The sequence below is a fragment of the Streptomyces sp. NPDC041970 genome, from assembly GCF_055588985.1.
Map to the genome: position 1 here is coordinate 1 of NZ_JBVJCD010000075.1, position 24600 is coordinate 24600.

Annotated in this window: 24 protein-coding genes; 8 read left to right on the forward strand and 16 right to left on the reverse strand. The window is 74.5% G+C overall.

All coding sequences use genetic code 11. The annotated features are described in order from the left end of the window. Positions 1-142 precede the first annotated feature (142 nt). Positions 143-1489 (reverse strand): class II 3-deoxy-7-phosphoheptulonate synthase, encoded by a 1347-nt coding sequence (locus ACZ6EJ_RS25330; protein ID WP_469270284.1) that lies wholly within the window; start codon positions 1487-1489, stop codon positions 143-145. A 102-nt stretch (positions 1490-1591) separates the two neighbouring features. Between ACZ6EJ_RS25330 and ACZ6EJ_RS25335 the strand changes: the two genes are divergently transcribed. Further along, on the forward strand, positions 1592-1660 hold the full coding sequence (locus ACZ6EJ_RS25335) for a trp operon leader peptide (RefSeq protein ID WP_469270285.1): 69 nt from the start codon (positions 1592-1594) through the stop codon (positions 1658-1660). 96 nt (positions 1661-1756) lie between these two features. After that, positions 1757-3655, forward strand: coding sequence for an anthranilate synthase family protein (locus tag ACZ6EJ_RS25340; RefSeq protein WP_469270254.1), 1899 nt, complete (start codon positions 1757-1759; stop codon positions 3653-3655). 72 nt (positions 3656-3727) lie between these two features. On the opposite strand, the gene ACZ6EJ_RS25345 is transcribed toward ACZ6EJ_RS25340, so the two are convergent. From ACZ6EJ_RS25345 to ACZ6EJ_RS25355, 3 genes are read right to left on the reverse strand one after another with little or no spacing between them, the layout of a single operon-like run. Further along, positions 3728-4435, reverse strand: a complete 708-nt coding sequence (locus ACZ6EJ_RS25345) for a response regulator (RefSeq protein ID WP_469270256.1) — start codon at positions 4433-4435, stop codon at positions 3728-3730. After that, the gene (gene macS / locus ACZ6EJ_RS25350; RefSeq protein WP_469270257.1) at positions 4432-5670 is read right to left on the reverse strand and encodes a MacS family sensor histidine kinase; all 1239 of its coding nucleotides are present in this window, start codon (positions 5668-5670) and stop codon (positions 4432-4434) included. Before macS ends, ACZ6EJ_RS25345 begins: the two co-directional genes overlap by 4 nt. A 29-nt stretch (positions 5671-5699) precedes the next feature. Next, complete coding sequence (locus tag ACZ6EJ_RS25355; protein ID WP_469270258.1) at positions 5700-6470, reverse strand: lysophospholipid acyltransferase family protein; 771 nt, start codon at positions 6468-6470, stop codon at positions 5700-5702. 229 nt (positions 6471-6699) lie between these two features. Between ACZ6EJ_RS25355 and ACZ6EJ_RS25360 the strand changes: the two genes are divergently transcribed. Together ACZ6EJ_RS25360 and ACZ6EJ_RS25365 are read left to right on the forward strand one after the other, a co-directional pair. Continuing rightward, positions 6700-7479 (forward strand): alpha/beta hydrolase, encoded by a 780-nt coding sequence (locus ACZ6EJ_RS25360; protein ID WP_469270260.1) that lies wholly within the window; start codon positions 6700-6702, stop codon positions 7477-7479. Next, positions 7472-8140: a hypothetical protein gene (locus ACZ6EJ_RS25365; protein ID WP_469270262.1), complete on the forward strand. Its 669-nt coding sequence runs from the start codon at positions 7472-7474 to the stop codon at positions 8138-8140. The genes ACZ6EJ_RS25360 and ACZ6EJ_RS25365 overlap by 8 nt, the downstream gene beginning before the upstream one ends. 9 nt (positions 8141-8149) lie before the next feature. Here the strand turns inward: ACZ6EJ_RS25365 and ACZ6EJ_RS25370 are convergent, their stop codons facing one another. The 6 genes from ACZ6EJ_RS25370 to ACZ6EJ_RS25395 all read right to left on the reverse strand — a co-directional run bounded on the left by ACZ6EJ_RS25370 (position 8150) and on the right by ACZ6EJ_RS25395 (position 13114). Continuing rightward, the gene (locus tag ACZ6EJ_RS25370) at positions 8150-8905 is read right to left on the reverse strand and encodes an endonuclease/exonuclease/phosphatase family protein (RefSeq protein ID WP_469270263.1); all 756 of its coding nucleotides are present in this window, start codon (positions 8903-8905) and stop codon (positions 8150-8152) included. A gap of 91 nt (positions 8906-8996) precedes the next feature. After that, complete coding sequence (locus tag ACZ6EJ_RS25375) at positions 8997-9938, reverse strand: ROK family glucokinase (RefSeq protein ID WP_469270265.1); 942 nt, start codon at positions 9936-9938, stop codon at positions 8997-8999. A 74-nt stretch (positions 9939-10012) separates the two neighbouring features. Continuing rightward, the gene (locus tag ACZ6EJ_RS25380) at positions 10013-10459 is read right to left on the reverse strand and encodes a DUF5304 domain-containing protein (protein WP_469270266.1); all 447 of its coding nucleotides are present in this window, start codon (positions 10457-10459) and stop codon (positions 10013-10015) included. Between the two features lie 84 nt (positions 10460-10543). Continuing rightward, positions 10544-11740: an ArsA family ATPase gene (locus ACZ6EJ_RS25385; RefSeq protein WP_469270268.1), complete on the reverse strand. Its 1197-nt coding sequence runs from the start codon at positions 11738-11740 to the stop codon at positions 10544-10546. A 5-nt stretch (positions 11741-11745) separates the two neighbouring features. Further along, on the reverse strand, positions 11746-12195 hold the full coding sequence (locus ACZ6EJ_RS25390; protein WP_469270270.1) for an SRPBCC family protein: 450 nt from the start codon (positions 12193-12195) through the stop codon (positions 11746-11748). A gap of 109 nt (positions 12196-12304) precedes the next feature. After that, the gene (locus tag ACZ6EJ_RS25395; protein ID WP_469270272.1) at positions 12305-13114 is read right to left on the reverse strand and encodes a metallophosphoesterase family protein; all 810 of its coding nucleotides are present in this window, start codon (positions 13112-13114) and stop codon (positions 12305-12307) included. Between the two features lie 280 nt (positions 13115-13394). Here ACZ6EJ_RS25395 and ACZ6EJ_RS25400 point away from each other — a divergent pair, with 280 nt between their 5' ends. Beyond that, positions 13395-15191 (forward strand): AMP-dependent synthetase/ligase, encoded by a 1797-nt coding sequence (locus ACZ6EJ_RS25400; protein ID WP_469270273.1) that lies wholly within the window; start codon positions 13395-13397, stop codon positions 15189-15191. A 55-nt stretch (positions 15192-15246) separates the two neighbouring features. On the opposite strand, the gene ACZ6EJ_RS25405 is transcribed toward ACZ6EJ_RS25400, so the two are convergent. After that, entirely contained in the window at positions 15247-16389 is a 1143-nt protein-coding gene (locus ACZ6EJ_RS25405) for a glycosyltransferase family 4 protein (protein WP_469270275.1), read from the reverse strand. Between the two features lie 102 nt (positions 16390-16491). Between ACZ6EJ_RS25405 and ACZ6EJ_RS25410 the strand changes: the two genes are divergently transcribed. Then, positions 16492-17757, forward strand: a complete 1266-nt coding sequence (locus ACZ6EJ_RS25410; RefSeq protein ID WP_469270277.1) for a glycosyltransferase 87 family protein — start codon at positions 16492-16494, stop codon at positions 17755-17757. Here ACZ6EJ_RS25410 and ACZ6EJ_RS25415 read toward each other — a convergent pair. The 5 genes from ACZ6EJ_RS25415 to ACZ6EJ_RS25435 form a co-directional block, all read right to left on the reverse strand. Beyond that, on the reverse strand, positions 17733-18989 hold the full coding sequence (locus ACZ6EJ_RS25415) for a hypothetical protein (protein WP_469270278.1): 1257 nt from the start codon (positions 18987-18989) through the stop codon (positions 17733-17735). The two genes, ACZ6EJ_RS25410 and ACZ6EJ_RS25415, sit on opposite strands and share 25 nt — an antisense overlap. A 15-nt stretch (positions 18990-19004) precedes the next feature. Next, positions 19005-20033, reverse strand: a complete 1029-nt coding sequence (locus tag ACZ6EJ_RS25420) for a C40 family peptidase (RefSeq protein ID WP_469270280.1) — start codon at positions 20031-20033, stop codon at positions 19005-19007. Between the two features lie 244 nt (positions 20034-20277). Continuing rightward, positions 20278-21303: a C40 family peptidase gene (locus tag ACZ6EJ_RS25425; protein WP_469270286.1), complete on the reverse strand. Its 1026-nt coding sequence runs from the start codon at positions 21301-21303 to the stop codon at positions 20278-20280. A 324-nt stretch (positions 21304-21627) separates the two neighbouring features. Then, positions 21628-22989 carry an NYN domain-containing protein gene (locus ACZ6EJ_RS25430; protein ID WP_469270281.1) on the reverse strand — a complete coding sequence of 454 codons (1362 nt, stop codon included), beginning with the start codon at positions 22987-22989 and terminating at the stop codon, positions 21628-21630. A gap of 39 nt (positions 22990-23028) precedes the next feature. Further along, entirely contained in the window at positions 23029-23271 is a 243-nt protein-coding gene (locus ACZ6EJ_RS25435) for a hypothetical protein (protein WP_015608051.1), read from the reverse strand. A gap of 185 nt (positions 23272-23456) precedes the next feature. Between ACZ6EJ_RS25435 and ACZ6EJ_RS25440 the strand changes: the two genes are divergently transcribed. Together ACZ6EJ_RS25440 and ACZ6EJ_RS25445 are read left to right on the forward strand one after the other, a co-directional pair. After that, positions 23457-24206, forward strand: a complete 750-nt coding sequence (locus ACZ6EJ_RS25440) for a rhomboid family intramembrane serine protease (protein ID WP_469270282.1) — start codon at positions 23457-23459, stop codon at positions 24204-24206. Further along, on the forward strand, positions 24203-24484 hold the full coding sequence (locus ACZ6EJ_RS25445; protein WP_469270283.1) for an Lrp/AsnC family transcriptional regulator: 282 nt from the start codon (positions 24203-24205) through the stop codon (positions 24482-24484). The genes ACZ6EJ_RS25440 and ACZ6EJ_RS25445 overlap by 4 nt, the downstream gene beginning before the upstream one ends. Positions 24485-24600 lie beyond the last annotated feature (116 nt).

Below are 24600 nucleotides of genomic sequence, written 5' to 3' on the forward strand. Positions count from 1 at the left end.
GGTTGGTTCCTATCTCCTCTCCCTTCCTTTTCCCCCCCACCCCCCCCCCCCCCCCCCCCCCACCCCACCCACACCCCCCCAACCTCCCGTTTCCCCCCCCCCCCCCCCCCCCCCCCCCCACCGGTGCGCGTGCCGAAGGCTCCTACTGGCTGCGGTACATCTCCGCGACCAGGAACGCCAGGTCGAGGGATTGGCTGCGGTTGAGCCGGGGGTCGCAGGCCGTCTCGTAGCGCTGGTGCAGGTCGTCCACGAAGATCTCGTGCCCGCCGCCCACGCACTCGGTGACGTCGTCGCCGGTCAGCTCCACGTGGATGCCGCCCGGGTGGGTGCCGAGGCCCTTGTGGACCTCGAAGAAGCCCTTGACCTCGTCCAGGACGTCGTCGAAGCGGCGCGTCTTGTGGCCGGAGGCGGCCTCGAAGGTGTTGCCGTGCATGGGGTCGGTCACCCAGGCCACGGTCGCGCCGGAGGCGGTGACCTTCTCGACCAGCTCCGGGAGCTTGTCGCGGACCTTGTCGGCGCCCATGCGGACGATGAAGGTCAGCCGGCCCGGCTCGCGGTCGGGGTCGAGGCGGTCGACGTAGCCGAGCGCCTCGTCGACGGTGGTCGTCGGGCCGAGCTTGATGCCGATGGGGTTGCGGATGCGGGCGGCGAACTCGATGTGCGCGCCGTCCATCTGGCGGGTGCGCTCCCCGATCCAGACCATGTGGGCGGAGGTGTCGTACAGCTCGCCGGTGCGCGAGTCCGTACGGGTCAGCGCCGACTCGTAGTCCAGCAGCAGCCCCTCGTGGGAGGCGTAGAACTCGACCGCCTTGAACTCGGCCGGGTCGGTGCCGCACGCCTTCATGAAGTTCAGCGCGTTGTCGATCTCGCGGGCCAGGGCCTCGTAGCGCTGGCCGGAGGGGGACGACCTCACGAAGTCCTGGTTCCAGGCGTGGACCTGGCGCAGGTCGGCGTAGCCGCCGGTGGTGAAGGCGCGGACCAGGTTCAGCGTGGAGGCGGACGCGTGGTACATCCGCTTCAGCCGCTCGGGGTCCGGGACGCGGGCCTCCTCGGTGAAGGGGAAGCCGTTGACGGAGTCGCCGCGGTAGGTCGGCAGGGTCACGCCGTCGCGGGTCTCGGTCGGCTTGGAGCGCGGCTTGGAGTACTGGCCCGCGATCCGGCCGACCTTCACCACGGGCACGGAGGCCGCGTAGGTCAGCACGGCGCTCATCTGGAGGAGGGTCTTCAGCTTCGCCCGGATGTGCTCGGCGGACACGGCGTCGAAGGCCTCGGCGCAGTCGCCGCCCTGCAGCAGGAACGCCTCGCCCTTGGCGACGGCTCCCATGCGGGCACGGAGCTGGTCGCACTCGCCCGCGAAGACGAGCGGAGGATACGACGCGAGGTCCGCGAGCACAGCGCGCAGGGCCTCGGGGTCGGGGTACTCGGGCTGCTGCGCCGCGGGAAGGTCTCGCCAGGTGTGGCCACCGGCGACGGAGGTGTTGGCGTTCACGGTCACGCGCACAACATTACGGGGTCGCGGGGTGCGTCCATTCGGATGCTCAGTAAATGAGACGGGAACATCACGCGCCGTGAGGTCCGCTAGGGTGCGGGCATGTCGACGCGACAGGACCGCATCTCGGTCCGGAACTGGTGGTGGACCGCTCATCCGGCGGCCCGCTGATCCATCGCGCTGACAGTCCGCGCAGGCCGCCCCGAGGGGCGGCCTTTTCCGTGTCCGCGGAGCCGTTCCTCCCCCGCTTCGGAAGGAACCTCCGCCATGTCCCACCCCACCGCCGCCGCCCTCGTCGCGCGGCTGCTCGCCCATGAGGCCCCGCCGTTCGCCCTGCTGCGCCGCCGTACGCCCGGCCGCGACCACGACGTGGTCGAGGCGCTGATCGGCGGGGTGCGGGAGGTGGACCGGCTCGCCGACCTGCCCGTGGGCGAGCGCCCCGCCCTGGCCCTGGTGCCGTTCCGGCAGATCGCCGAGCGCGGGTTCGACGTGCGCGACGACGGCACGCCGCTGAGCGTCCTGGTCGCCGACGAGACCTGCGAGGTGGACCTCGCGGAGCTGCTGGCCGCGCTGCCCGCCCACGACGTACGGGTGGAGGACCGGGGCTTCGACGTGCCGGACGCGGCGTACGCCGAGGTCGTCCGGCGGGTGGTCCGGGACGAGATCGGGCAGGGCGAGGGCGCGAACTTCGTGATCCGGCGGACCTTCCGGGGCGAGATCCCGGACTACGGCCCCGCCGACGCGCTGGCGCTGTTCCGGCGGCTGCTGGCGGGCGAGCGGGGGGCGTACTGGACCTTCGTGGTGCACACCGGGGGCGCGGGCGGCCGCACGCTGGTGGGGGCGAGCCCGGAGGTGCACGTGCGGATGTCCGGCGGGACGGTCGTGATGAACCCGATCAGCGGGACGTACCGCTACCCGGCCGGCGGGCCCACCGCCGAGGGCCTGCTGGCCTTCCTCGCGGACCGCAAGGAGAGCGAGGAGCTGTCCATGGTGGTCGACGAGGAGCTGAAGATGATGTGCACGGTGGGCGACATGGGCGGGGTCGTCGTCGGGCCCCGGCTCAAGGAGATGGCGCACCTCGCGCACACCGAGTACGAGCTGCGCGGACGGTCCTCGCTGGACGTGCGCGAGGTGCTGCGCGAGACCCTGTTCGCGGCGACCGTCACCGGCTCCCCGGTGCAGAACGCCTGCCGGGTCATCGAGCGGTACGAGTCCGGCGGCCGCGGCTACTACGCGGGCGCGCTGGCCCTGCTGGGCCGGGACGCGAACGGCGCGCAGACCCTGGACTCGCCGATCCTGATCCGCACCGCCGACATCGCACCGGACGGCTCGCTGGCGGTGCCCGTGGGGGCCACCCTCGTACGCCACTCGGACCCGGAGGGCGAGGTGGCCGAGACGCACGCCAAGGCGGCCGGGGTGCTGGCCGCGCTGGGCGTGCGGCCGGCCGCGCCCGGCGCGCGGGCGGAGCCGCCGCGGCTGGCGTCCGACCCCCGGGTGCGGGCGGCGCTGGAGGACCGGCGCGCCCTGCTCGCCCCGTTCTGGCTGCGGATGCGGGAGCGCGCCCGGGAGCTGGCGGGGCACGCGCTGGTGGTGGACGGCGAGGACACGTTCACCGCGATGCTGGCCCACCTGCTGCGGGCCTCGGGGCTGGAGGTGTCGGTGCGCCGGTTCGACGCGCCGGGGCTGCGCGAGGAGGTGCGCGCGCACCGGGGGCCCGTGGTGCTGGGCCCCGGACCGGGGGATCCGGGCGATCTCGCCGACCCCAAAATGCGGCTGCTGCGCGAGGTCACCGCGGAGCTGGTGCGGGACCACCGGCACGGGCTGCTGGGCGTCTGCCTCGGGCACGAGCTGATCGCGGCGGAGCTGGGGCTGGAGATCGTCCGCAAGGCCGTGCCGTACCAGGGGGCGCAGACCAGGATCGACCTGTTCGGGCGGCCGGAGACGGTGGGCTTCTACAACAGCTTCACCGCGCGGTGCGACGGACCGGCCGCCGCCGAGCTGGAGGCGCACGGGATCGAGGTGAGCCGCGACGGGGACAGCGGTGAGCTGCACGCGCTGCGGGGGCCGGGGTTCGCCTCGGTGCAGTTCCACCCGGAGTCCGTGCTGACCGTGCGGGGCTCGGTGATCGTGGCGGAGCTGCTGGCGGGGCTGCCGGTGCCCGGCTGAGCGAGCGGGCCGGCCTCCCCGCGCGGGCGCCCCCGCGGGGAGGCCGGGCGGGCCGCCCCGCGCCCGTACGGCTCAGACGTCGTCGAGACCGCGCTCGATCGCGTACCGCACCAGCTCCACCCGGTTGTGCAGTTGGAGCTTGCCGAGGGTGTTCTGCACGTGGTTCTGCACGGTGCGGTGCGAGATGACCAGGCGTTCTGCGATCTGCTTGTACGACAGGCCCTTGGCGACCAGCCGCAGCACCTCGGTCTCCCGGTCGGTGAGCCGGGGGGCCTTGGGCTCGTCGGACGCCGCCGGGGCGGGGTCGGAGGCGAGCCTGCGGTACTCGCCGAGGACCAGCCCGGCCAGACCGGGGGTGAAGACCGGGTCGCCGGCGGCGGTGGAGCGGACGGCGTCGGTCAGCTCGCGGGTGGAGGCGGACTTCAGCAGATAGCCGGTGGCCCCGGACTTCACCGCCTCCAGGACGTCGGCGTGCTCCCCGCTCGCGGAGAGGACCAGGACGCGCAGGCCCGGATGGGAGCCGACCAGCTCCTTGCAGACCTGGACGCCGGGCATACCGGGCAGGTTCAGGTCGAGGACCAGGACGTCCGGGTCGACCGCCCTGGCCCGGCGGACCGCCTGGGGGCCGTCCCCGGCGGTCGCGACGACGTCGAACCCGGACTCGGCGAGGTCGCGGGCCACCGCGTCGCGCCACATCGGGTGGTCGTCGACGACCATCACCCTGACGGGCCGGCCGGCGGCCCCCCGCTGCTCGTCCTGCGGTGCGTTCTGCGTGCTCATCGGGCCGATCCTGCCTTCCCCCGGAGAACCTTCGGTGCTTTCGGAACCTTCAACTCGACCTCGGCGCCCTGGCCGGGGACCGAGAACAGCTCTGCCGTGCCGCCCAGGTCGCGCAGCCGGCCGCGGATGGACAGCGCGACCCCGAGCCGCCCCTCCCCCTCCGCCTGGGCGAGCCGCCCCTCCGGGATGCCGGGGCCGTCGTCCCGGACCGTGACGATCACCTCGTCCGGCTCGTCCTCGACCAGAATCCACGCCTGGGCCCCCTCGCCCGCGTGCACCCGGACGTTGTCCAGGGCCGCGCCGACGGCGGCGGCCAGCTCGCGGGCCGCCGCCGCGGGCAGCAGCACCGGGGCGCCCGGCTCCGCGAGGCTGGTGCGGGCCCCGGCGTACGGGGTGAGCAGGGCCCGCAGGTCGCAGGCGGCCCCGCCGCCGGCGTCCGGCTCCTCGTCCACCTCGACCGCGCGGACGACCGCGCCCTCGGCGGCGTCCTCGGAGACGCGGGTGGGCGGCACCAGGCCGCTGGAGACGAGGGTGCGCAGGGCGACCTCCTGCTCGCCGGCCATCCGGCCCAGCTCGGCCGCCTCGCCGCCGATCGCCGTGCCCCGGCGCTGGACCATCGCCAGGACCTGGAGCACGCTGTCGTGGATGTCGCGGGCCAGCCGCTCGCGTTCGCGGGTGGCCGCCTCGATCTCCAGGGCGCGGGCCAGGGTGCGCTCACTGGCGCGGGCGACCTCGACGACGTACCCGATCGCTATGGAGGCGACCCACACCAGCAGGACGTTGTGGAAGGTGTCCCGGCTGGGGTCGCCGCGCTGGACGATGTTGGCGGCGGCGACGAACGTGGAGGCGAACGCCGCCCAGCGCCAGCCGCCCTTGACCGCGAAGGCGAGGACGGAGCCGGCCGTCCAGATCGACGGCAGCGTCGGGCCGTCGAAGCTCTGGGAGTCGGCGTCGGCGAGCGGGGTGAGGAGGATGCCGCTCAGCGCCACGACCAGGTCGGCGCCGAGGAACCGCTTGGTGCAGCTCGCCGCCGAGCGGACCTTGGGCAGGGTGGCGAGCGTCCACACGGCCAGGAACGCCAGGAAGCCCACGGCCACCCAGGGCCGCTCGAACTTCTCCCGCCCGAAGGCGGCGAGCAGCACCGCGTAGACCAGGGTCATCACGCGGTACCCCGTCAGCGCACGCCACAGCGGCTGCTCGACCGACATCCGTACGACCCGCTCGCGCTCGGCCATGGACCCACCCCCCGGACGGTGAACGGCGGCTACGCGCCGGACCGTTCCGTTCCGTTCTCGTCGCTCGCGCCCGCCCGCTTGCGGGCGCGCCTGGCCTCCTCCGCCTCGGCCTTCGCGGCGTCGGCGATCTGCCGCTTGGCGGCGGTGGCGTAGACGTCGACGTACTCCTGGCCGGAGAGCTTCATGATCTCGTACATGACCTCGTCGGTCACCGAGCGCAGGATGAAGCGGTCGCCGTCCATGCCCTGGTAGCGGCTGAAGTCGAGCGGGGCGCCGATCCGGATGCCGGGCCGCATCAGCTTGGGCACCACCTGGCCGGGCGGTTGGATCTTCTCGGTGTCGATCATCGCGACCGGGATGACGGGGGCGCCGGTGGCCAGGGCCACACGGGCGAGGCCGCCGGGCTTGCCCCGGTAGAGGCGGCCGTCGGGCGAACGGGTGCCCTCGGGGTAGATGCCGAAGAGGCCGCCGCTCTCGACGACCTGGATGCCCGCCCGGATCGCCGCCTCGCCCGCGCCGCGCGCCCCGGAGCGGTCGACGGGGAGCTGGCCGGCGCCCTTGAAGAAGGCGGCGGTCAGCGCGCCCTTGACGCCGGGGGCGGTGAAGTACTCCGCCTTGGCGATGAAGGTGACCCTGCGGTCCAGCACGGCGGGGAGGAAGAAGGAGTCGGAGAACGACAGGTGGTTGCTGGCGAGGATCGCGGGCCCGTGCTCGGGAATGTTCTCCAGGCCCTCCGCCCAGGGCCGGAAGGCGAGCTTCAGGGCTCCGCCGATGGAGAACTTCATTGCGCCGTAGATCAACTCTGGTGCCTCCTGTGTGCTGTCGTCAGACCTTAACCCGTGAGGTCACGGGGGGTTCGGCCCGGCGGTGGAGGGGCCCGCCGGGGGCAGACGGCGCGGAGCCGGGCGGGGACGGGCCGCGGGGGCGGTGACGGCCCTGGTCGGTGTCGGTCCGGTCGCGTACGGTGAAGTCATCCGTCAAGCGCTCCCCCGGCCCGCCCCGGACCGCCTCACGAACAGGAGACCCCTGGTGCCGCTCCTCCCCGGAGCCGAGCCGTTCCGCCACGAGGGCGGAGAGGTCGGCGTCCTCCTCTGCCATGGCTTCACCGGATCGCCGCAGTCCCTGCGCCCCTGGGCCGACCACCTCGCCGAGCGCGGGCTGACGGTGTCGCTGCCGCTGCTCCCGGGCCACGGCACGCGCTGGGAGGACATGGCGGTCACCGGCTGGCAGGACTGGTACGCGGAGGTGGACCGGGCGTTCGGCGCCCTCCGCGCGAGGTGCGAGCGGGTCTTCGTCTGCGGGCTGTCCATGGGCGGTGCGCTGAGCCTGCGGCTGGCGGCCGCGCACGGCGACGCGGTCAGCGGCCTGGTGCTGGTGAACCCGGCGAACAAGCTGCACGGACTCGCCCCGTACGCGCTGCCGGTCGCCCGCCACCTGGTGCGCACCACCAAGGGCGTGGCCGACGACATCGCGCTTCCGGGCTCGCACGAGGTCGGCTACCACCGGGTGCCGCTGCACGCCGCCCATTCGCTGCGGCAGCTCCTGCGGCTGGTCGAACGCGACCTGCCGCAGGTGACCCAGCCGGTGCTGCTGCTGCACAGCCCGCAGGACCATGTGGTCGCGCCCGTGGACAGCGCCCGCGTCCTGAGCCGGATCTCCTCCACGGACGTCCAGGAGATCGTGCTGGAACAGAGCTACCACGTGGCGACGTTGGACCACGATGCGGAGCGGATCTTCGATGAGAGCTACCGGTTCATCGGCCGTCTCGCACCGAGCGTCGGGAAGAAGGGGAGCACGTCCGGTGGCTGAGCACGAGGCGGAACGCACGAACGGCGACGAGGAGCGCGAGCCGCGGCCCACGGAGCCCGCGGCCGTCCCCGAGGGGACGAAGCCGGCGGTCCCGGAGGGGGCGGAGCCGGAGCGGGGGTTCGACGAGGAGGCGGCGTGGGCCGCGATCGTCGCGGGGTACGGGGAGGAGCCGCCGGACCCGCCGGGGGCCAAGCCGTTCAAGTCCGTGGAGGATCTGGCCCGGCTGGAGGACGGCCGGCTCAACACGCTCGGGCCCGAGGACGGCTCCGCCGCCGACCCGGCGGACAAGGGCGCGGACAAGGCGCCCCCGAAGCCGCCGGAGAAGAAGGCGCTCGGCAGCTCCGTGGTCTTCGCGCCCGGCGTCGCCGGCCCCCGCGACTACGAGCCGCCCGCGGCCGGGGACGACGAGGGCCACTTCGTGCCCCCGGAGCCGCCGCCGCTGCCGGAGGCCGACGTCACGGCGAAGTTCGCCTGGCTCGCGGTGATCGGCGGGCCGGTCCTGATGCTGGTCGCGGTGATGCTCCGGTGGGAGATGACGTGGTGGCTGACCACGGTCTGCGTCGGCGGGTTCCTCGGCGGATTCGCCACCCTGGTGGCGCGGATGCCGGACGACGACGACGAGGACCCGCACGGCGATCCGGGACGCGGCGCGGTGGTCTGAGGGCCGCCCTCAGCGCGCGGCGGGGACCGCGAGGGCGGCCAGCACCGGCAGGTGGTCGGTGGCCGCCCTCAGATCCGCGTCGCTCACGCCGGGCAGTCCGGCGGGGACGCCGCAGCCGAGCACGGTGATGCCCGGTGTGGCGAACACCGCGTCGATGCGGCGGCGCGGGTCGCCGGGGGTGAAGGTGGGCCCGCCGCCCCACGGGGCGACCGCCCGGCAGTCCTGGAGCGCCCCGGCCAGCCGGGTGAAGGCCCGCCCGGTCGGTACGTCGTTGAGGTCGCCGCCCGCCACGGCGTGCTCCACGCCCATCGACGCCAGCCGCTCCAGCAGCAGGTCCGCCTGGGCGAGGCGCTCGTCGCTCCGGAGGCTCAGATGGCAGCTCAGCACGCCGAGCCGGGTCCCGGCGATCCGGACCACGGCGGTGGCGAAGCCCCGGCGGTGCAGTCCGGGGGTGCGCGGCAGCAGGACGTCCTCGGTGCGCTCGACGGCCGCCCGCAGTGAGCAGAGCAGCAGCGGGCCCGCGGCGCCCGCCCCGCCGCCCAGGACCACGAGCCCGCTGGTCCTGGCCAGCCGGGCCGCCGCCTTGCGCCAGCGGAAGAAGCGCGGGGCCTCCTGGACGAGCACGAGGTCGGGCGCGCAGGCCCGGACGACGCGGGCCAGGGCCCCTGTGTCGTCGCGCATCGACCGGACGTTGTAGCTGAGCACTCTGATGACGGCTGAACCGTCCGGCTCGGTACGGGAGTCGGGCAGCGGCGTCAGGACCATGCGGGCCACGATACGACGGACGCCCGCCGCCGCCCAGGAGGGCGGCGGCGGGCGTCGCGTGCGTCGCGGCAGGCCTCGGGCGCGGGCCGGGTCAGCCCTGGCGGGCCAGGTCGGCGGCGCCCACGAGCCCCGCCTTGCCGCCGAGTTGGGCGGCGAGCACCTGGGCGTGCGGCCGCCACTGGCCGCCGATCAGCCAGCGCCGGAACGACTTGCGGATCGGGTCGAGGACCAGCTCGCCCTCGTCCGAGACGCCGCCGCCGACGATGAACGCGGAGGGGTCGAACAGCGAGGCGAGGTCGGCCAGCCCGGCGCCGGCCCAGCGGGCCAGCTCGCGGAAGGAGTCGACGGCCACCAGGTCGCCCTGGCGGGCGGCCTCGCTGACGTGCTTGCCCTCGATGCCCTCCACCGTGCCGTCGCCGAGGCCGAGCAGGACGGCGGCGTTCTCGGGGGTGGCGTTGGCGCGCTGGCGGGCGTACCGGACGAGGGCGCGGCCGGAGGCGTACTGCTCCCAGCAGCCCTGGCTGCCGCAGCCGCAGAGCAGGCCGTCCGGGACGACCCGGATGTGGCCGAACTCGGCGGCCACGCCGAAGCGCCCCCGGCGCAGCTTGTTGCCCATGATGATGCCGCCGCCGAGGCCGGTGCCGAGGGTGATGCAGATGACGTCGTCGTGGCCCTGGCCCGCGCCGAAGCGGTACTCGCCCCAGGCCGCGGCGTTGGCGTCGTTCTCGACGACGACGGGCAGGCCGACGCGCTGCTCGACCTTGTCCTTGAGCGGTTCGTGGCGCCAGTCGATGTTGGGCGCGAACAGCACGGTGGCGCGCTTGTCGTCGACGTATCCGGCGGCGCCGATGCCGACGGCCTCGATGTCGTGCCCCTCGCTGGCCCCGGCGACCGCCGAGCAGATCGCGTCGACGATGCCCTCGGCCGTGGGCGGGGTCGCCACCTTGAACGTCGAGAGGATGCGGCCCTCTTCGTCGACCACTCCCGCCGCGATCTTCGTGCCGCCGATGTCGACGCCGATGGTGAGTCCCATGAATCCCTCAGTTCCGGTCGAGCCCCGCTGGGGCAACCGTACCCGAGGCGGGACCCGGAACGGCCGGGACCGGGTCAGTCCAGGTCGATGCGCTCGGGGCCGGAGGGGCCCTCGTCGCGCGGGCCCGCGGGGTCGGCCGGGTCCGACGCGTCCCCGGTGGTGCGGGTCCAGCGGCTCTCCTGGCCCTGGACGGCGGAGCGGTAGGCGGCCAGCAGCTCGCCGCCCGCGGCGGCGAGGTGGTCGAAGACCTGCGGGTTGCGCTCGATGACCGGTTCGACGGCGGACCTCGCCTGGCGGACGGCCTGCCGTACCGCGCTCTGGGCGGCCGCGCCGAGCAGCGGCGAACCGAGCGTGGAGACCTTGTCGGCGACCGCGTCGACCAGCTTGCGCAGCTCCTCGGCGGCGGAGACGGGCGGCGGGCCGTACCGCTCGCGGCGGCGGGCCTGCTCCGCCGCGAGGTCCTCGGCGCAGGCGTCGGCCCACGCGTCGCCGTCGGCGGGGCGATCGGTGGCTTCACTCATGGCGGGCTCCTGCGGCGCGGGTCGGCCGGTCCACGGCCGTGCGGGTCACGTACTACCGACGTTACCCGAACGGCCGCGGGGCGTTCAGGAGGTGCGCGGCCACTGGGCCGGGTCCGGGGCGAACCGGACCCGCAGCACCCCGTCGGCCAGGGCCGCGCCGGAGACGGTGCAGCGGCGCAGCGCGGGGGCGAGCCGGACGACGCGGTGGAACGGTCCGACGGTCAGGAGGAGTTCGTCGCCCCGGCGGACCAGGCGCAGGTCCTCCTTGGCGGCGCCGGGCAGCGGCAGGCACCAGGAGAGGACGGCGGGGCCGCGTGCCGTCTCCGGCCGCTCCTCCTCGATCCACCACGGGTCGGCGGCCGGGCCGGGCGTCCGCGCGGGGGGCGCGGGGATCTCCAGGGCGGCGAGGTCGTCCGGGCCGCGGAGGTCGCGGCCCAGGTGGGCGGCCTCGTGCACGGGGACGGACGGGTCCCGCTCCTGGGCCCAGCGGTCCAGGCACTTCTCCTGCTCGGCGGCGAGCGCGGCGAACCAGGGGTCGCAGGAGTGCCGGGGCAGCACGCGGGAGGCGACCAGCAGGTCGGCCTCCAGTCCGTGGAGCGCGAGGCCGGTGCGGGCGGTGCGCAGGGCGTCCTCGCCGGCCGGGCCCGGTTCGGCGACCAGGCGGAGCGTGGTGGCCCGGTCCTCGACGAGGGCCTGGACGGCGGCCAGCTCCGCGTCCTTGCGGGCGGCGGCCTCGTACAGCCACTGGGCGGGCATCGGGACCCCGGCGAGCTGGGCGAGCACGGGGCGCAGGGCGCGGGCGGCCTGGCGTTCGGGGGGCAGCAGCCGGCGCAGGTAGCGGCGCAGTTGTCCGGGCAGGGCGAGCAGGGCCAGGGCCTCGGTCGTCGGCGGGAGGTCGACGACGAGGACGTCGTGGCCGCCCGCGGCCCAGTCGCCCTCGGCGGCGCGGCGCAACGTGTGCAGGAGCGCGAGCTGCGGGGCGCCGGGGAGTTCGGTCAACTCCTCGCCGTCGAGGCGGCGCGCGCCCAGGAGGTCCAGGACGCCGGAGGCCCGCTGCTGGAGCCCGGTCAGCTCGGCGCGGAAGTGCGCGCCGGAGTCGACGCGGACGTGGTCGAGGAGGTCGGCGGCCGGGGTGGGCTCGGCGGCGGCGGGGAGGCCGGGCACGGCCTGCGCGGAGACCAGGAGCGTACGGCTGCCGCTCGCGGCGGAGGCCAGGGCGGTCGCGGCGGCCACGGTGGTGCGGCCCGCGCCGCCGGGGCCGGTGACCAGGACCGTGCGCACGGCCCTCAGGCCCGCGGTGCGGACTCGACGCGCTTCTTGAGGCCGGCGAGGGCCCGGTCGATGATGACCTTCTCGGCCTTGCGCTTGATCATGCCGAGGAGCGGGATCTTGACGTCGACGGCGAGGCGGTAGGTGACCTCGGTGCGCTCCCCGCCGCCGACCGGGGCGAGGGCGTACGTGCCGTCCAGGGAGCGCAGCATCTGGGACTTGACGAGGGTCCAGCTCACCTCGCGCTCGCCGGTCCAGGTGTACGACAGGACGTGGTCGTCCTTGATCGCTCCGGCGTCCAGGACGAGGCGGACCTGTTCGGCGCGGCCCCGGTCGTCGGTGGACAGGACCTCGGCCTGCTTGACCTCGCCGGTCCACTCCGGATAGCGGGCGAAGTCCGCGATCACGTCCATGACGTCGGCCGGCGCCGCCTCGATCGTGATGCTCGAGCTGGTGTGTTCAGCCATCGCCGTGGCCCTCCAGTGCGGTGATACCGGTCGCGTTCGGCAGGAGCCTGCCGTCGTGCAGGCTATCGCGTGCCCGGCGCGCTCCGGTCCGCGGGCCGGGCCGCCCCGGTCACCAGCTCAGGGCCCAGGGCGTGCCGGTCGAGGCGAAGTGGCCGACGTTGACGCACTCGGTGGTCCCGATCCGCATCCGGCGGGCCAGCGGCTGGTGCACATGGCCGAAGAGCGCGTACCGGGGGCGGGTGGCGCGGATCGCCTCCAGCAGGGCGCGGCTGCCGCGTTCGAAGCGGCGGGCGACGGTGTCGTAGGTCAGCTCGGGGACGTCGGGCGGGATGTGCGAGCAGAGGACGTCGACCTCGCCGAGGGCCTCGACCTTGGCGGCGTACTCCTCGTCGGCGATCTCGTACGGGGTGTTCATCGGGGTCTTGAGGCCGCCGCCGACGAAGCCGAAGACGCGGCCGCCTATCTCCACCCGCTCGCCGTCGAGCACGGTGGTGCCGGGGCGGGCGTACTCGGGCCAGAGGCGGGGGACGTCGACGTTGCCGTAGGTCGCGTACGTCGGGGTGGGGAAGGCGGCGAAGAGCTCGGCGTACTGCCGGCGGACCGCGCCCAGGAGCTCGGCGTCGCGGTCGCGGCCGGCCCACAGCTCGCGGCCGAGGGCGCGGGCCTCCTCGAAGCGGCGGGCGGTGCGCAGCTCGACGATGCGGTCGGCGTTCTCCTCCCCGAACAGGTCGGGGAAGATGCCGCGCGAGTGGTCGGCGTAGTCGAGGTAGAGCACGAGGTCGCCGAGGCAGACGAGGGCGTCGGCGCCGTCCCCGGCGCGGGCCAGCGCCTCGGCGTTGCCGTGTACGTCGCTGACCACGTGGACCCGCGTGGTGCGCCGTGGGGCGGGGCGGGTGCTGTCCGGTTCGCTGCCTGGCATGGGTTCACCCTAAAGGCCCGCCCGGTTTCCGGGACGGTAGGGCCGGACCTGCGGTTACTTCCGCGTCGTCACGGGGGTGGACTACTGTGCGCGCATAGGGCCACTTATGTGTGTGATGCATCAGACATCTGGCCGGAACCCCCTATCCGGAACCGAGTACTGGTGGGTAACGTCCGGGCAGTCCTGGCGTGCTCACCCCGTTGAGCACCCGCCGTTCTCGGACCGCAGCCGGTGCGTCACACAGAGCCGTGGCACCGGAGCCCGATGAGGAGCAGCAGTCTTGCGCGAGTTCAGCCTTCCGGCCCTGTACGAGGTCCCGACGGACGGCAACCTGACGGATCTCATCCGCCGCAACGCCGCTCAGCATCCCGATCTCGCCGTGATGAGCCGCAAAGTGGCGGGCGTCTGGACGGACGTCACCGCCGCCCGTTTCCTGGCCGAGGTGAGAGCCGTCGCCAAGGGGCTGATCGCCTCGGGCGTCCAGCCCGGCGAGCGGATCGCCCTGATGTCCCGCACCCGCTACGAGTGGGTGCTGCTGGACTTCGCGATCTGGTGCGCGGGCGCGGTGACCGTGCCGGTGTACGAGACCAGCTCCGCCGAGCAGACGCAGTGGATCCTCGGCGACTCCGGCGCGGTGGCGGTGTTCGTGGAGAGCGACGCGCACGCGGCCACCGTGGAGTCCGTACGGGACGCGCTGCCGGAGCTGACCCGCGTCTGGCAGATCGACGCGGGCGCGGTCGACGCGCTGGGCGGGGCGGGGGCCGGGGTCTCCGAGGAGACCGTGGACCTGCGGATGGTCAGCGCCAAGGCGGACGACCCGGCGACCATCGTCTACACCTCGGGCACCACGGGCCGCCCCAAGGGCTGCGTGCTGACCCACCGCAGCTTCTTCGCGGAGTGCGGCAACGTGGTGGAGCGGCTGAAGCCCCTCTTCCGCACGGACGACTGCGCGATCCTGCTGTTCCTGCCCGCCGCGCACGTCTTCGGGCGGCTGGTCGAGGTGGCCTCGGTGATGGCCCCGATCAAGCTCGGCTGCCTGCCGGACATCAAGAACCTCACCGACGAGCTGGCGGCGTTCCGGCCCACGCTGATCCTCGGCGTCCCGCGGGTCTTCGAGAAGGTCTACAACGGCGCTCGCGCCAAGGCTCAGGCGGACGGCAAGGGCCGGATCTTCGACCGGGCGGCGGACACGGCGATCGCCTACAGCCGGGCGCTGAGCACCCCGCAGGGCCCCTCGCTGTGGCTGCGGACCAAGCACAAGGTCTTCGACGCGCTCGTCTACACCAAGCTGCGCGCGGTGCTCGGCGGCCGGGGCGAGCACGCGATCTCCGGCGGCGCTCCGCTGGGCGAGCGGCTCGGCCACTTCTTCCGGGGCATCGGCTTCACGGTCCTGGAGGGGTACGGCCTGACGGAGAGCTGCGCGGCGACCGCGTTCAACCCGTGGGACCGGCAGAAGATCGGCACGGTCGGCCAGCCGCTGCCCGGCTCCGTGGTGCGCATCGCGGACGACGGCGAGGTGCTGCTGCACGGCGAGCACCTGTTCACCGGGTACTGGAACAACGAGTCGGCGTCCGTCGACGCGCTGGCGGACGGCTGGTTCCACACCGGGGACATCGGCACGCTGGACGAGGACGGCTACCTCTCGATCACCGGCCGCAAGAAGGAGATCATCGTCACCGCGGGCGGCAAGAACGTCGCCCCGGCCGTGATCGAGGACCGCATCCGCTCGCACGCCCTGATCGCCGAGTGCATGGTGGTCGGCGACGGGCGCCCGTTCGTCGGCGCGCTGGTCACCCTGGACGAGGAGTTCCTGGGCCGCTGGGCCGAGGAGAACGGCAAGCCGGCCGGTTCGACGGCGCTCTCGCTGTGCGAGGACGCCGACCTGCTGGCCGAGGTGCAGCGGGCGGTGGACGACGGCAACGCGGCGGTCTCCAAGGCCGAGTCCGTCCGCAAGTTCCGCATCCTGCCGATGCAGTTCACCGAGGAGGCGGGCCACATCACGCCGTCGCTGAAGCTGAAGCGCAACGTGGTCGTGAAGGACTTCGCGCACGAGGTGGAGGCGCTCTACCGCTCCTGACCCCGTACGCGGGGAAGGGGCCCGCACCGGCGACGGTGCGGGCCCCTTCCGGCGTTCACAGCAGTGTCCTCAGCTTCTCCGCGAGCAGGTCCCAGCGCCACTTCTCCTCGACCCAGGCCCTGCCCCGCTCCCCCATCCGCTGCCGCAGCTCCGCGTCCCCGAGCAGCGCCACGATCCGGTCCGCCGACTCCTCGACGCTGCCGCCGCGCACCACCCAGCCGGTCTCGCCGTCGAGGACCGCGTCCGGAGCGCCGCCCGAGTCGCCGGCCACCACGGGCAGCCCGGTCGCGGACGCCTCCAGGTAGACGATGCCCAGGCCCTCCACGTCGAGGCCGCCGCGCCGGGTGCGGCACGGCATGGCGAAGACGTCCCCGGCCCCGTAGTGCGCGGGCAGTTCGGCCCACGGCACCGGGCCGGTGAAGCGCACCGAGTCCGCGACCCCGGTCTCGGCCGCGAGCCGCGCGAGGTCCCCGGCGTACGGTCCGCCGCCGACGATCAGCAGCACCGCGTCGGGCACCCGCGCGAGGATCGCGGGCATGGCCAGGATCAGCGTGTCCTGGCCCTTGCGGGGCACCAGGCGCGAGACGCAGACGACCACCGGGCGGTCGCTCAGGCCGAGGCGGGCGCGGACCCGCTCGCCGCCGGACGCCGGGTGGAAGGTCTCCTCGTCCACGCCCGGCGGGAGCTGCACCATGCGGCCCGCGGCCTCGGGGGTGAGGGCGGCGGCGATCCGGGAGCGGGTGTACTCGCCGAGGTAGGTGATCGTGTCCGTGCCCTCGCCGATGCGGCGGAGCAGCCGACGGGAGCCGGGCAGTTGGGCCCACCCGGCCTCGTGGCCGTGGGTGGTGGCGACCAGGCGCCGCGCGCCCGCCCGGCGCAGCGCCGGGGCCATCAGGCCGAGCGGGGCCGCCGCGCCGAACCAGACGGAGGCGCAGCCGTGCTCGCGCAGCAGTCCGGCGGCGCGGGCGGTGACGCGGGGGGTCGGCAGCAGCATCGTCGTCCGGTCGCGGACGACCGTGAACGGCTGCTCCGCGTCGAAGGCTGCGGTGGCCTGTGCGCCCTCGGCGCCGCGCTTCCAGGTGGAGGCGTAGACGACGACCCGGTCGGGGTCCAGCCGCAGCGCCATGTTGTGCAGGAACGCCTGGATGCCGCCGGGGCGGGGCGGGAAGTCGTTGGTCACGATCAGGGTCTTGTCCATCGCCGCCGACAGTACCGGGCGGCCGCGCTTCACCGCTCCCGGCCTCTCCTCCCGGCATCATGGGCCGCCTGACCTCCGGCCGACGACCACGACGGGGCGGCGATGACGGGACGAGCACCCACCGGCACCGGACCGTGGCCGTACGCGGTGTGGGCGCTGACCCGGACGGGGCTGCTGCTGACGGTGTCCGGGGTGGTCGCGGTGGCGGGCCCCGACGTCACGGTGGACGTGTCGGTGATCTACCGGGGCTGGTACGAGGTGCTGCTCGCCGGGACGTACCCGCTGGACGACGTCGCCTGGCAGTACCCGCCCGCCGCCGCCCTGGCGATCCTCTCCCCCGCCCTGCTGCCGTTCCTGCCGTACGCGAGCGCGTTCTTCGTGCTGGTGCTGCTCTGCGACGCGCTGGTGCTGGGGCTGCTGCTGTCGGCGGGGCGGCGGCCGGGGATACGGGCGGCGGGGGCCTGGGTGTGGATCGCGGGCGTGCCGCTGCTGGGCCCGACCGTCTACGCCCGGTACGACCTGATGGTGACGGCGGTCGCGGTGGCCGCGCTGCTGGCCGGGGTGGGCCGGCCGCGGGCGCTGGGCGCGCTGGCCGCGTTCGGGGCGCTGCTGAAGGGGTGGCCGGCGCTGCTGCTGGTGGGGGTCGGGCGGGGGCGGCCGACGCGGGCGGCCTGGTCGGCGGCGGCGCTGACGGCGGCTGCCGGGGCGGCCGGGTTCGCGCTCTGGATGCCGGGGGCGTTCGCGTTCCTGGCCTTCCAGCGGGACCGGGGCACCGAGGTCGAGTCGCTGGGGGCGCTGGTCTTCCACATCGCCCGGCACTACGGCTGGGAGGGCCGGGTGGAGCTGCGCTACGGCTCGATGGAGTTCGTCGGCCCGTACGTGGACGCGGTCTCGGCGCTGGCGCCGGCCCTGGGCCTGCTGGCGCTGGGCTGGCTGGCGCTGTGGCGGCTGCGGGCCCGCGTGTTCACGGTGCGCACCCCGGCGGAGGCGGCCTTCACCGCGGTGCTGCTGTTCACCGTGACCAGCCGGGTGATCAGTCCGCAGTACGTGGTGTGGCTGGTCGGACTCGCCGCGGTGTGCCTGGCCTTCGAGGCCGCCGCGATGACGCTGCCCGCCCTGCTGGTGCTGGCGGCGGCCGGGGCCACCCTGCTGGAGTTCCCCGTCGGCTTCGGCCATGTGGTGGCGAGCGACGCGTGGGGCGTGGCGCTCCTGGTCGTGCGCAACGGGCTGCTGGCGGCCGCCTCGCTGGTCGCCGCGCGGCGGCTGTGGCGGGCCGCGGCGCCGGGGGCGCGGGGCGGCGGTCCGGCGGGGGCGGCGGACGGCGCCCGGCCGGAGCCGGGCGGTCAGCCGAGCCGGGCGTCGAGGTAGCCGCGCCAGTCGGCGGTGAACCGCTCCTCCGTGGTGCCCAGGACCGCGTCGAGCGCCTGCTCCACCGCCCCCTCGCGCCCGGAGTGGGCCCCCACCGCCTCGTAGAAGGCGATCAGCTTCTCCTTGCCCCACCGCTCCGCGATCAGCGCGCAGGCCAGCCAGCCGCCCTCGTAGGCCCGTGCGAGCTTCGCGGGGTCGCCGTCGAAGCCGAAGTCCTGGTCGACGGGGAGCCGGTCGGGTGCTTCGCCGTCGCGGACGGCGGCGGCCAGCTCGGGGGCGAGGAGGTCGGCGGAGCGGTCCTCGCCCCGGTAGGCGGCCCAGTCCGCGAAGCCCTCGGAGAGCCAGACCGGGGTGGCGGTCGTGGTGCTGGTCCGGGTGGCGACATGGGTCGTTTCGTGGGTCAGGACGACCCGCTGCCCGAAGCTGCCCAGGGTGGCGTACGCCTGCGGGTTCACGATCACGCGGTCGGCCAGGGCCGGGCGCTCGCCGGCGCTGCCGACCTCGCCGGTGGTGACGGCGGCTATGCCCCGGTAGCCGGCCTCCGATGAGCCCAGCAGCGCCGCCATGTCCCGGACGGACCGGGGGACGAGCACGACCACCCGCCGGGTCCAGGGCCGGGGCCAGGCGTCCGAGACGGCCGGGACGGCGAGGTCCACGGTGTCGGCGATCCGGCGCAGCTCCCCCGCGGCCCGTCCCACGCCCAGGACGATGCTGTGCGCCCCTTCGACGACCTCCACGTCCCCCTGCTGCCACAACTGCCCCGACGCGCCCCTGGCGGGCCGGTCGGCGCTGATGTACCAGCGCCCGCCGTCGCGGGTCAGCTCCAGGGTGCGGCGGGTGGCGATGGGGGCGGTGTCGTACCCCGCGATCCGGTAGCGCAGCTCCACGTCGGCCCTGGCCCGGTCCCCGTCCGCCCCGGTGACGCCCTTGACCTCGTACGTCCAGGACTTCAGCGGGACGTCGGCGAGGTTGGCCAGCTCGGTGCGCTGGGCGGCCCGCAGCTTCGTGGCGCCGGGGGCGAGGGCGGCGAGGTAGCCGGCCGCGTCGTGCTCCAGGACGGCGGCGGCCCGGTCGTCCAGCACGGCGGTGATCTCCCGCGCGGCGAGGGCGGCGCGGGAGTCCTCGGCGGCCGTGCAGGCGGACGCGGTCAGCAGCGCGGCGAGCGTCAGGCCCGCCGCGCGCCGCGAGGGGCGGGGCGCTGCCCGCCGCGCGTCACGTCTGCGTACGGCCACCTGCCGATCGTACGGTCAGATCCGGGTGACCGAGGAGACGGGCATCATGCCCACCGGGTCGTAGCGCACCGGGGCGCCCGGATACGGGGCGTGGATGACCTGGCCGCCGCCCACGTACATGCCGATGTGGCTGGCGTCCGCCCGGTAGGCGACCAGGTCGCCGGGGAGCGCGTGGGAGAGCGGCACCGTGCGGCCCGCGTGCCGCTGGGCCTGGGAGGTGCGGGGCAGGCTCACCCCGGCCTGGGCGTAGGCCCACTGCGTCAGCCCGGAGCAGTCGAACGCGGTGGGCCCGTTGGCGCCCCACACGTACGGTCTGCCGAGCGCCCCCCGGACGGCGGCCACGGCGGCCGCCGCGCGGGAGGAGGCGGGGGCGGCGCCGGAGAGGTCGGGCAGGCCGTCGCGGCCGGAGCGCGAGGCGCGGTCGAAGGAGGCCCGCTCCCGCGGCGGCAGCGCCTCCAGCACCTGGCGGGCCCGGCGCAGCCTGTCCTCGACGGTGCGCTTGTGGCGGGCGGCGGCGGCACGGTGGCGCTCCAGCTCCGCCAGGGCGCGGGTGGCCTCGGCGCGGCTCTGGGCGGTCCTGCGCTGGGCGTGCCGGAGCGCGTGCAGGGTCGTCGCCCGGCGGGCGGCGACCCGTTCGAGGGCGGCGGACCGCTCCAGGTAGGTGTCCGGGTCGGCGGAGAGCAGCAGTGCGAGGGCGGGGTCGACGCCGCCGGAGCGGTACTGCGCCCCCGCCATGGCGCCGAGCGCGTCGCGCATCCGGTTGACGTGCTCCTGGCCGCGCGCGGTGGCGTCCTGGGCGCGGGCGGCCTCGCCGCGCAGCCGGTCCGCGCGCTCGTCGGCCTCGTTGTACCGCTCGGTGGCCCGCTCGGCCTCGGCGTGCAGCCGGTCAACGACGGCCCCGGCGCTCTGCCGGGTCTCCTTCGGGTCGGCGCTCGCCGGGGCCCCGGTCAGCGTCGCGGCCGCCGTGGCGGCGGCCGCCGAGATGACCGTGGCGCGAACTCCCCGGACCGGGCCGGACTGTGTGGAACGGCGATGGGACACCAAGGCAGCCGCACTCCCTTCCGCTGACGCGGTGGTGCGCGCCCCCTGCCGCCCACGGCGGGCGGACCGACGACCGGGGGCCGCACAGCGGTCAGACAGTAATCGGACGACTACGCGGCGGCCAACGACCGCGCCGGTGGCGGCAGATCCGGGAAACGGCGCTGCCCCGCCGGTGACCTCGGTCTCCGGCGGGGCAGGGCGTCGGTGCGGGGTGTGTGCGATTCCCCCGTTCGGGCGTGCGCCGTGATCAGATGCGGACGCCGAACTGGAAGGTGCCCATGTAGTCCATCGACTCGTAGCGGACGAAGGCGCCGGGCTTCGGGGCGTGCAGGATCTGGTTGTTGCCCGCGTAGAAGCCCACGTGCGACAGGCCGTTGAAGAAGACCAGGTCGCCCGGCTTGAGCTGGCTGCGGCCGATCTTCGTGCCGTCGTTCTGCTGGGTGTAGGTGACCCGGCTGATCTGGACGCCGGCCTGGGCGTAGGCCCACTGGGTCAGCCCGGAGCAGTCGTAGGTGCCGGGGCCCGTGCCGCCGGGCTGGTACGGCTTGCCGATCTGGGTGGCGGCCGCGGCCAGGGCGGCGGAGCCGAGCTGGGAGGCGGGGACCTCGTTGCCGAGTTCGACCCGCTCGTTGGAGGCGCGGCTGGCGCGCTTCTCCTCCTGCTGCATCTTCTTGCGCTCGGCGGCGGTCAGGCTGTTGAGCAGGCGCTGCGCCTCGGCCAGCTTGCCCTGGTACTTCTTCTTGTTCTCGCCGAGCTTCTTGCGGACGTCCGCGAGGTCGCCGAGCTTGTCCTGGGCCTCCTTGCGCTGCTGCGCGAGGGTGCGCTGCTTGGCCTGGATCTCCTGGAGCGCGTCGGCCTGCTTGGCCGTCAACTGGTCGAGCGCGGAGGCCTGGTCGAGGAAGCCGTCCGGGTCGGAGGCGAGGAAGAGGGCCACCGAGGGGTCGACGCCGCCGGAGCGGTACTGCGCGGTGGCGATGGAACCCAGCTCGCCGCGCAGGGTGTTCAGCTCGTCCTGGCCGCGGGCGACCTTGTCCTGGAGCGCGTCGACCTGCTTCTTCAGCTTGTCCTGCTGCTCCTTGGCACCGTTGTACTTCTCGGTGGCCGCCTCGGACTCGTGGTAGAGCTTGTCGATCTTGGCCTTGACCTCGCTCTTGCTCGGCTGGGGATCGGCCTGGGCGGCCTGAGAGGTCAGGGCCACAGCGGCGGCGGCGGTCGCGGTGATGACGCTCACGCGAGCGCGGCTCGGCTGCTTGGGACGACGGTGGGACGCCACGAAGGCGAGCTCCTTCTTCACTCAGAGCCGCCTACCGGGTGAGGGGGATTCCCCGGCTCCGTACACGTCACGGATTCGGCGGTTCCTTCGCTGTCGCCCCGGATGGGCGATCAACCGTGCGAAGGTTCGAGGCCTGAGACTAGTGACCATCTTGTGATCAGTTCAAATCCTCACAGGATTTTTCTTGTCACAGCAGGCACTTCATCGCCCCCATCCAACCGCGTGTAGCGGTGTTTTGACGGTCCGTTCCCGAAATTGCCGCATGTCGGCCATATAGCACATCTGTGCCTGGGCGCCCTCCCGTCCCATCGGGCGGGACGGGACCTAGACGCGCGAAAGGCGCTTGAGCAGCAGGGCGGAGGCGACCGGTCGGGCCCCGGCCTTCGCCACCCCGTCCGCCACCTCGCGGTCGGTGGAGACCACCACCACGGGCCGCCCCGGCGGTTCCGCGCGCGCCAGTTGGCGGATCAGCTCGTCCGCCGTGACCCCCGCCTTGCTGAACAGCACCCGCACCCCGCGCGGCGGGGCCAGCAGCACCGGCGCGGCCAGTTCGGCGCCGTCGAAGACGCAGGTCATCTCCGCGCCGGTCTGCGCGGCCAGCACCGAGAGGCCGCCCAGCAGCCTCAACCTCTGCTTCTCCAGCGGCATCTGCGGATACCCGGTCTTGGTGACGTTGTAGCCGTCCACGATGAGGTGCGCCTGCGGCAGCGCCAGCAGTTGGTCCAGCAGCGCCGGATCGGTCTCCGAAAGCGCCCTGGCGGCGATGTCCTTGGGCGACATCCGGCCCGGCTCCACGGCGTCCACGCTGTCGGCCGGGCGGTTCGTCACCGGCGGCAGGGCCAGCTCCCGGCGCAGCCCCGACGCCGCGTCCAGCACGGTGTCCAGCAGCAGCCGCAGCCGCATGTCCTCCACCGACCGGCCCTCGCGGGCGGCCCTGCGGCTCGCCTCCAGCGCGGCCTCGACCTCCCCCAGCCGCCCCTTGAGACGGCGCGACTCGCTCTCGGCGGCGGAGACCCGCGCGGCCGACTCGGCCCGTACGGCGTCGGCCTCGGCGGTGCTGCGGCGCAGGGCGGCCTCGGCGCGCTTGACCTCGCTCAGGGCGCTGCGCAGCTTGCGGTGCAGCGACTCGGTCTCCTTGCGGGCCGCGTCCAGCTCGGCGCGCAGCCGCTCGCTCTCGCCGCGCGCCTGGGCGCGGGCCCGCTCCAGCTCCTCGCGCAGTCGCTCCCGTTCGCGCCGGGCCTCCTCGCCGACCCGCTCGGCGTCCGCGCGCTGGGCCTCCTCGCCGGCCGCCTCGACCAGCTTGACCCAGCCGGCCGGGCGCAGCACGTACGCGGCGGCGGCCACGTCCACGGGGTCGGCGGCGGCGGGCGGCGACCCCGCCTCCAGGGCGGCCGCCAGCTCCGGCTGGGCCTGGCCGATCCGCTCGCCGATCCGCCGCCGGAACAGGGCGTCGCCCTCCAGCGCGGCGGCCATCGCGTTGCCGGCGAACTTCGCCCGCCGGGTCGGGGTGAAGCGGGCGTACTGCCGCAACTGGCCGGGGAGTTCGGCGACGGTCAGCCCTCCGAAGGCGTCCGCGACCAGGGCGACGACCCGCCGCCGCACGCCTTCGGGCAGCGGACGGTCGAGCGCCTCTGCGACGCCGTCGGCCGCATCGGCCGCTCCGGCGCCGCTGGTCGGCTGATCCACCGTCCGTCACCCCATAGATGTGTCGATGGGCGCGCTCCCTCAGGAAGCGGCGCCCGGCCTGTCCACCAGTTCGATCTGGTCCACCGCGTTGCACCAACGACAGCGGACCGACTCGATGGTCTCACTGACCACCTCCCGCTCCTCGACACTCGACTCACCGGCCAGGTCGAGATGGACGTACTCCACGACCTTGGAGGAGCGGGTCACGTCGAAGCGCGTGAGATTGCCGCACAGGGTGCAGCGCCAGCGGGTCCCGTCGGTCGGCAGGGGAACCGTCGTCATCGTTGCGTCCTCTTTCGTCGTCTCCGGAGCAGGCGCCGGGCGCCAGGTCTCTTCCGTCCTACGCCAGGATCTCGCGGTGCGCCGTCGAACTGCGGAAGCCCTGGCGCAACCCTACGGCCTCGCACGGGACGCCGACACGGCGAGGCGCTCCGTCCCGTTCCCTCCGGATACGTCATGATCTGCACGTGATCGACTGGCGGCGGATCGACTGGCGGGCCGCGGCCCGCGGGGTCCGGGGCTCGGCGGTGAGCGGGGCCCCGGTCACGTACGGGCTGATCGCCCTGTGCTGCGCGCTCTTCCTGGCCGGCCCGCTCTCCGGCTTCCGCGCCCCCTACCCGAGCCAGGACGCGCTGCTCGCCGCGCAGGCCGGGTACTTCGAGCGGTGGGGGGTGGTCCCCGCCGAGCTGTGGGAGGGCTCCGCGCACGCCCTGGCCACGCCGTTCACCGCGCTGTTCGTGCACGGAAGCTGGCTGCACCTGCTGGGCAACCTGCTCTTCCTGTACGTGTTCGGCGCGATGGTCGAGCAGCGCATGGGGCGGCTGCGGTACGCCTGCTCCTACGTGGCCTGCGGTTACGTCGCCCTCGTCTGCTACGCGGCGGCGCACGCGGACTCCGAGCAGACGCTGGTCGGCGCCTCGGGCGCGATCTCCGCGGTGCTCGGCGGTTTCCTGCGCCTCTTCCCCGGAGCGCGGGTGACCAGCCTGTTCCCGTTCCTCTTCTTCCTGCCGCTGCGCTTCCCCGCCTGGATCGTGCTGGTCTTCTGGTTCGTCCTCCAGGGGGCGGCCGCGCACGGGGCGGACGGCGGCCCCGGAGTGGCGTACCTGGCCCATGTCGCCGGGTTCGCCGCCGGGTTCCTCGCCGCCCGGGGGCGCCGCGGGCGTGGGGCTAGAGTGAGGACTCCAGCCGCGGCCACCGAGGGAGACAGCCAGCCGTGATCACCGCGATCGTGCTCATCAAGACCAGCGTGGACCGGATTCCGGAGATCGCGGAGGCCATCGCCGCGCTGGACAGCGTCAGCGAGGTCTTCTCCGTCACCGGCACCTACGACCTGATCGCCATGGTGCGGGTCGCCGACCACGACGACCTGGCCGACGTCATCCCCGGCCGGATCAGCAGGATTCCGGGCGTCGAGGCCACCGACACCCACGTGGCGTTCCGTACGTACTCCCAGCACGACCTGGAAGCGGCGTTCGCCATCGGCCTCGACGCCTAGGACCGGTGGGAGGGGGGGGGGGGGGGGGGGGGGGGGGGGGGGGGGGGGGGGGGGGGGGGGGGGGGGGAGGGGGGGGGGGGGGGTGGGGTGGGGTTGTGTGGTACAGGATGGCGAGG

Bases quoted from the DNA above. Each gene is read 5' to 3' on its own strand.
- macS (WP_469270257.1), bottom strand. From the start codon at position 5,670: ATGGCCGAGCGCGAGCGGGTCGTACGGATGTCGGTCGAGCAGCCGCTG.
- ACZ6EJ_RS25405 (WP_469270275.1), bottom strand. From the start codon at position 16,389: ATGGACAAGACCCTGATCGTGACCAACGACTTCCCGCCCCGCCCCGGC.
- ACZ6EJ_RS25345 (WP_469270256.1), bottom strand. From the start codon at position 4,435: ATGAGCACGCAGAACGCACCGCAGGACGAGCAGCGGGGGGCCGCCGGC.
- ACZ6EJ_RS25410 (WP_469270277.1), top strand. From the start codon at position 16,492: ATGACGGGACGAGCACCCACCGGCACCGGACCGTGGCCGTACGCGGTG.
- ACZ6EJ_RS25435 (WP_015608051.1), bottom strand. From the start codon at position 23,271: ATGACGACGGTTCCCCTGCCGACCGACGGGACCCGCTGGCGCTGCACC.
- ACZ6EJ_RS25340 (WP_469270254.1), top strand. From the start codon at position 1,757: ATGTCCCACCCCACCGCCGCCGCCCTCGTCGCGCGGCTGCTCGCCCAT.
- ACZ6EJ_RS25380 (WP_469270266.1), bottom strand. From the start codon at position 10,459: ATGAGTGAAGCCACCGATCGCCCCGCCGACGGCGACGCGTGGGCCGAC.
- ACZ6EJ_RS25375 (WP_469270265.1), bottom strand. From the start codon at position 9,938: ATGGGACTCACCATCGGCGTCGACATCGGCGGCACGAAGATCGCGGCG.
- ACZ6EJ_RS25395 (WP_469270272.1), bottom strand. From the start codon at position 13,114: ATGCCAGGCAGCGAACCGGACAGCACCCGCCCCGCCCCACGGCGCACC.
- ACZ6EJ_RS25390 (WP_469270270.1), bottom strand. From the start codon at position 12,195: ATGGCTGAACACACCAGCTCGAGCATCACGATCGAGGCGGCGCCGGCC.
- ACZ6EJ_RS25370 (WP_469270263.1), bottom strand. From the start codon at position 8,905: ATGGTCCTGACGCCGCTGCCCGACTCCCGTACCGAGCCGGACGGTTCA.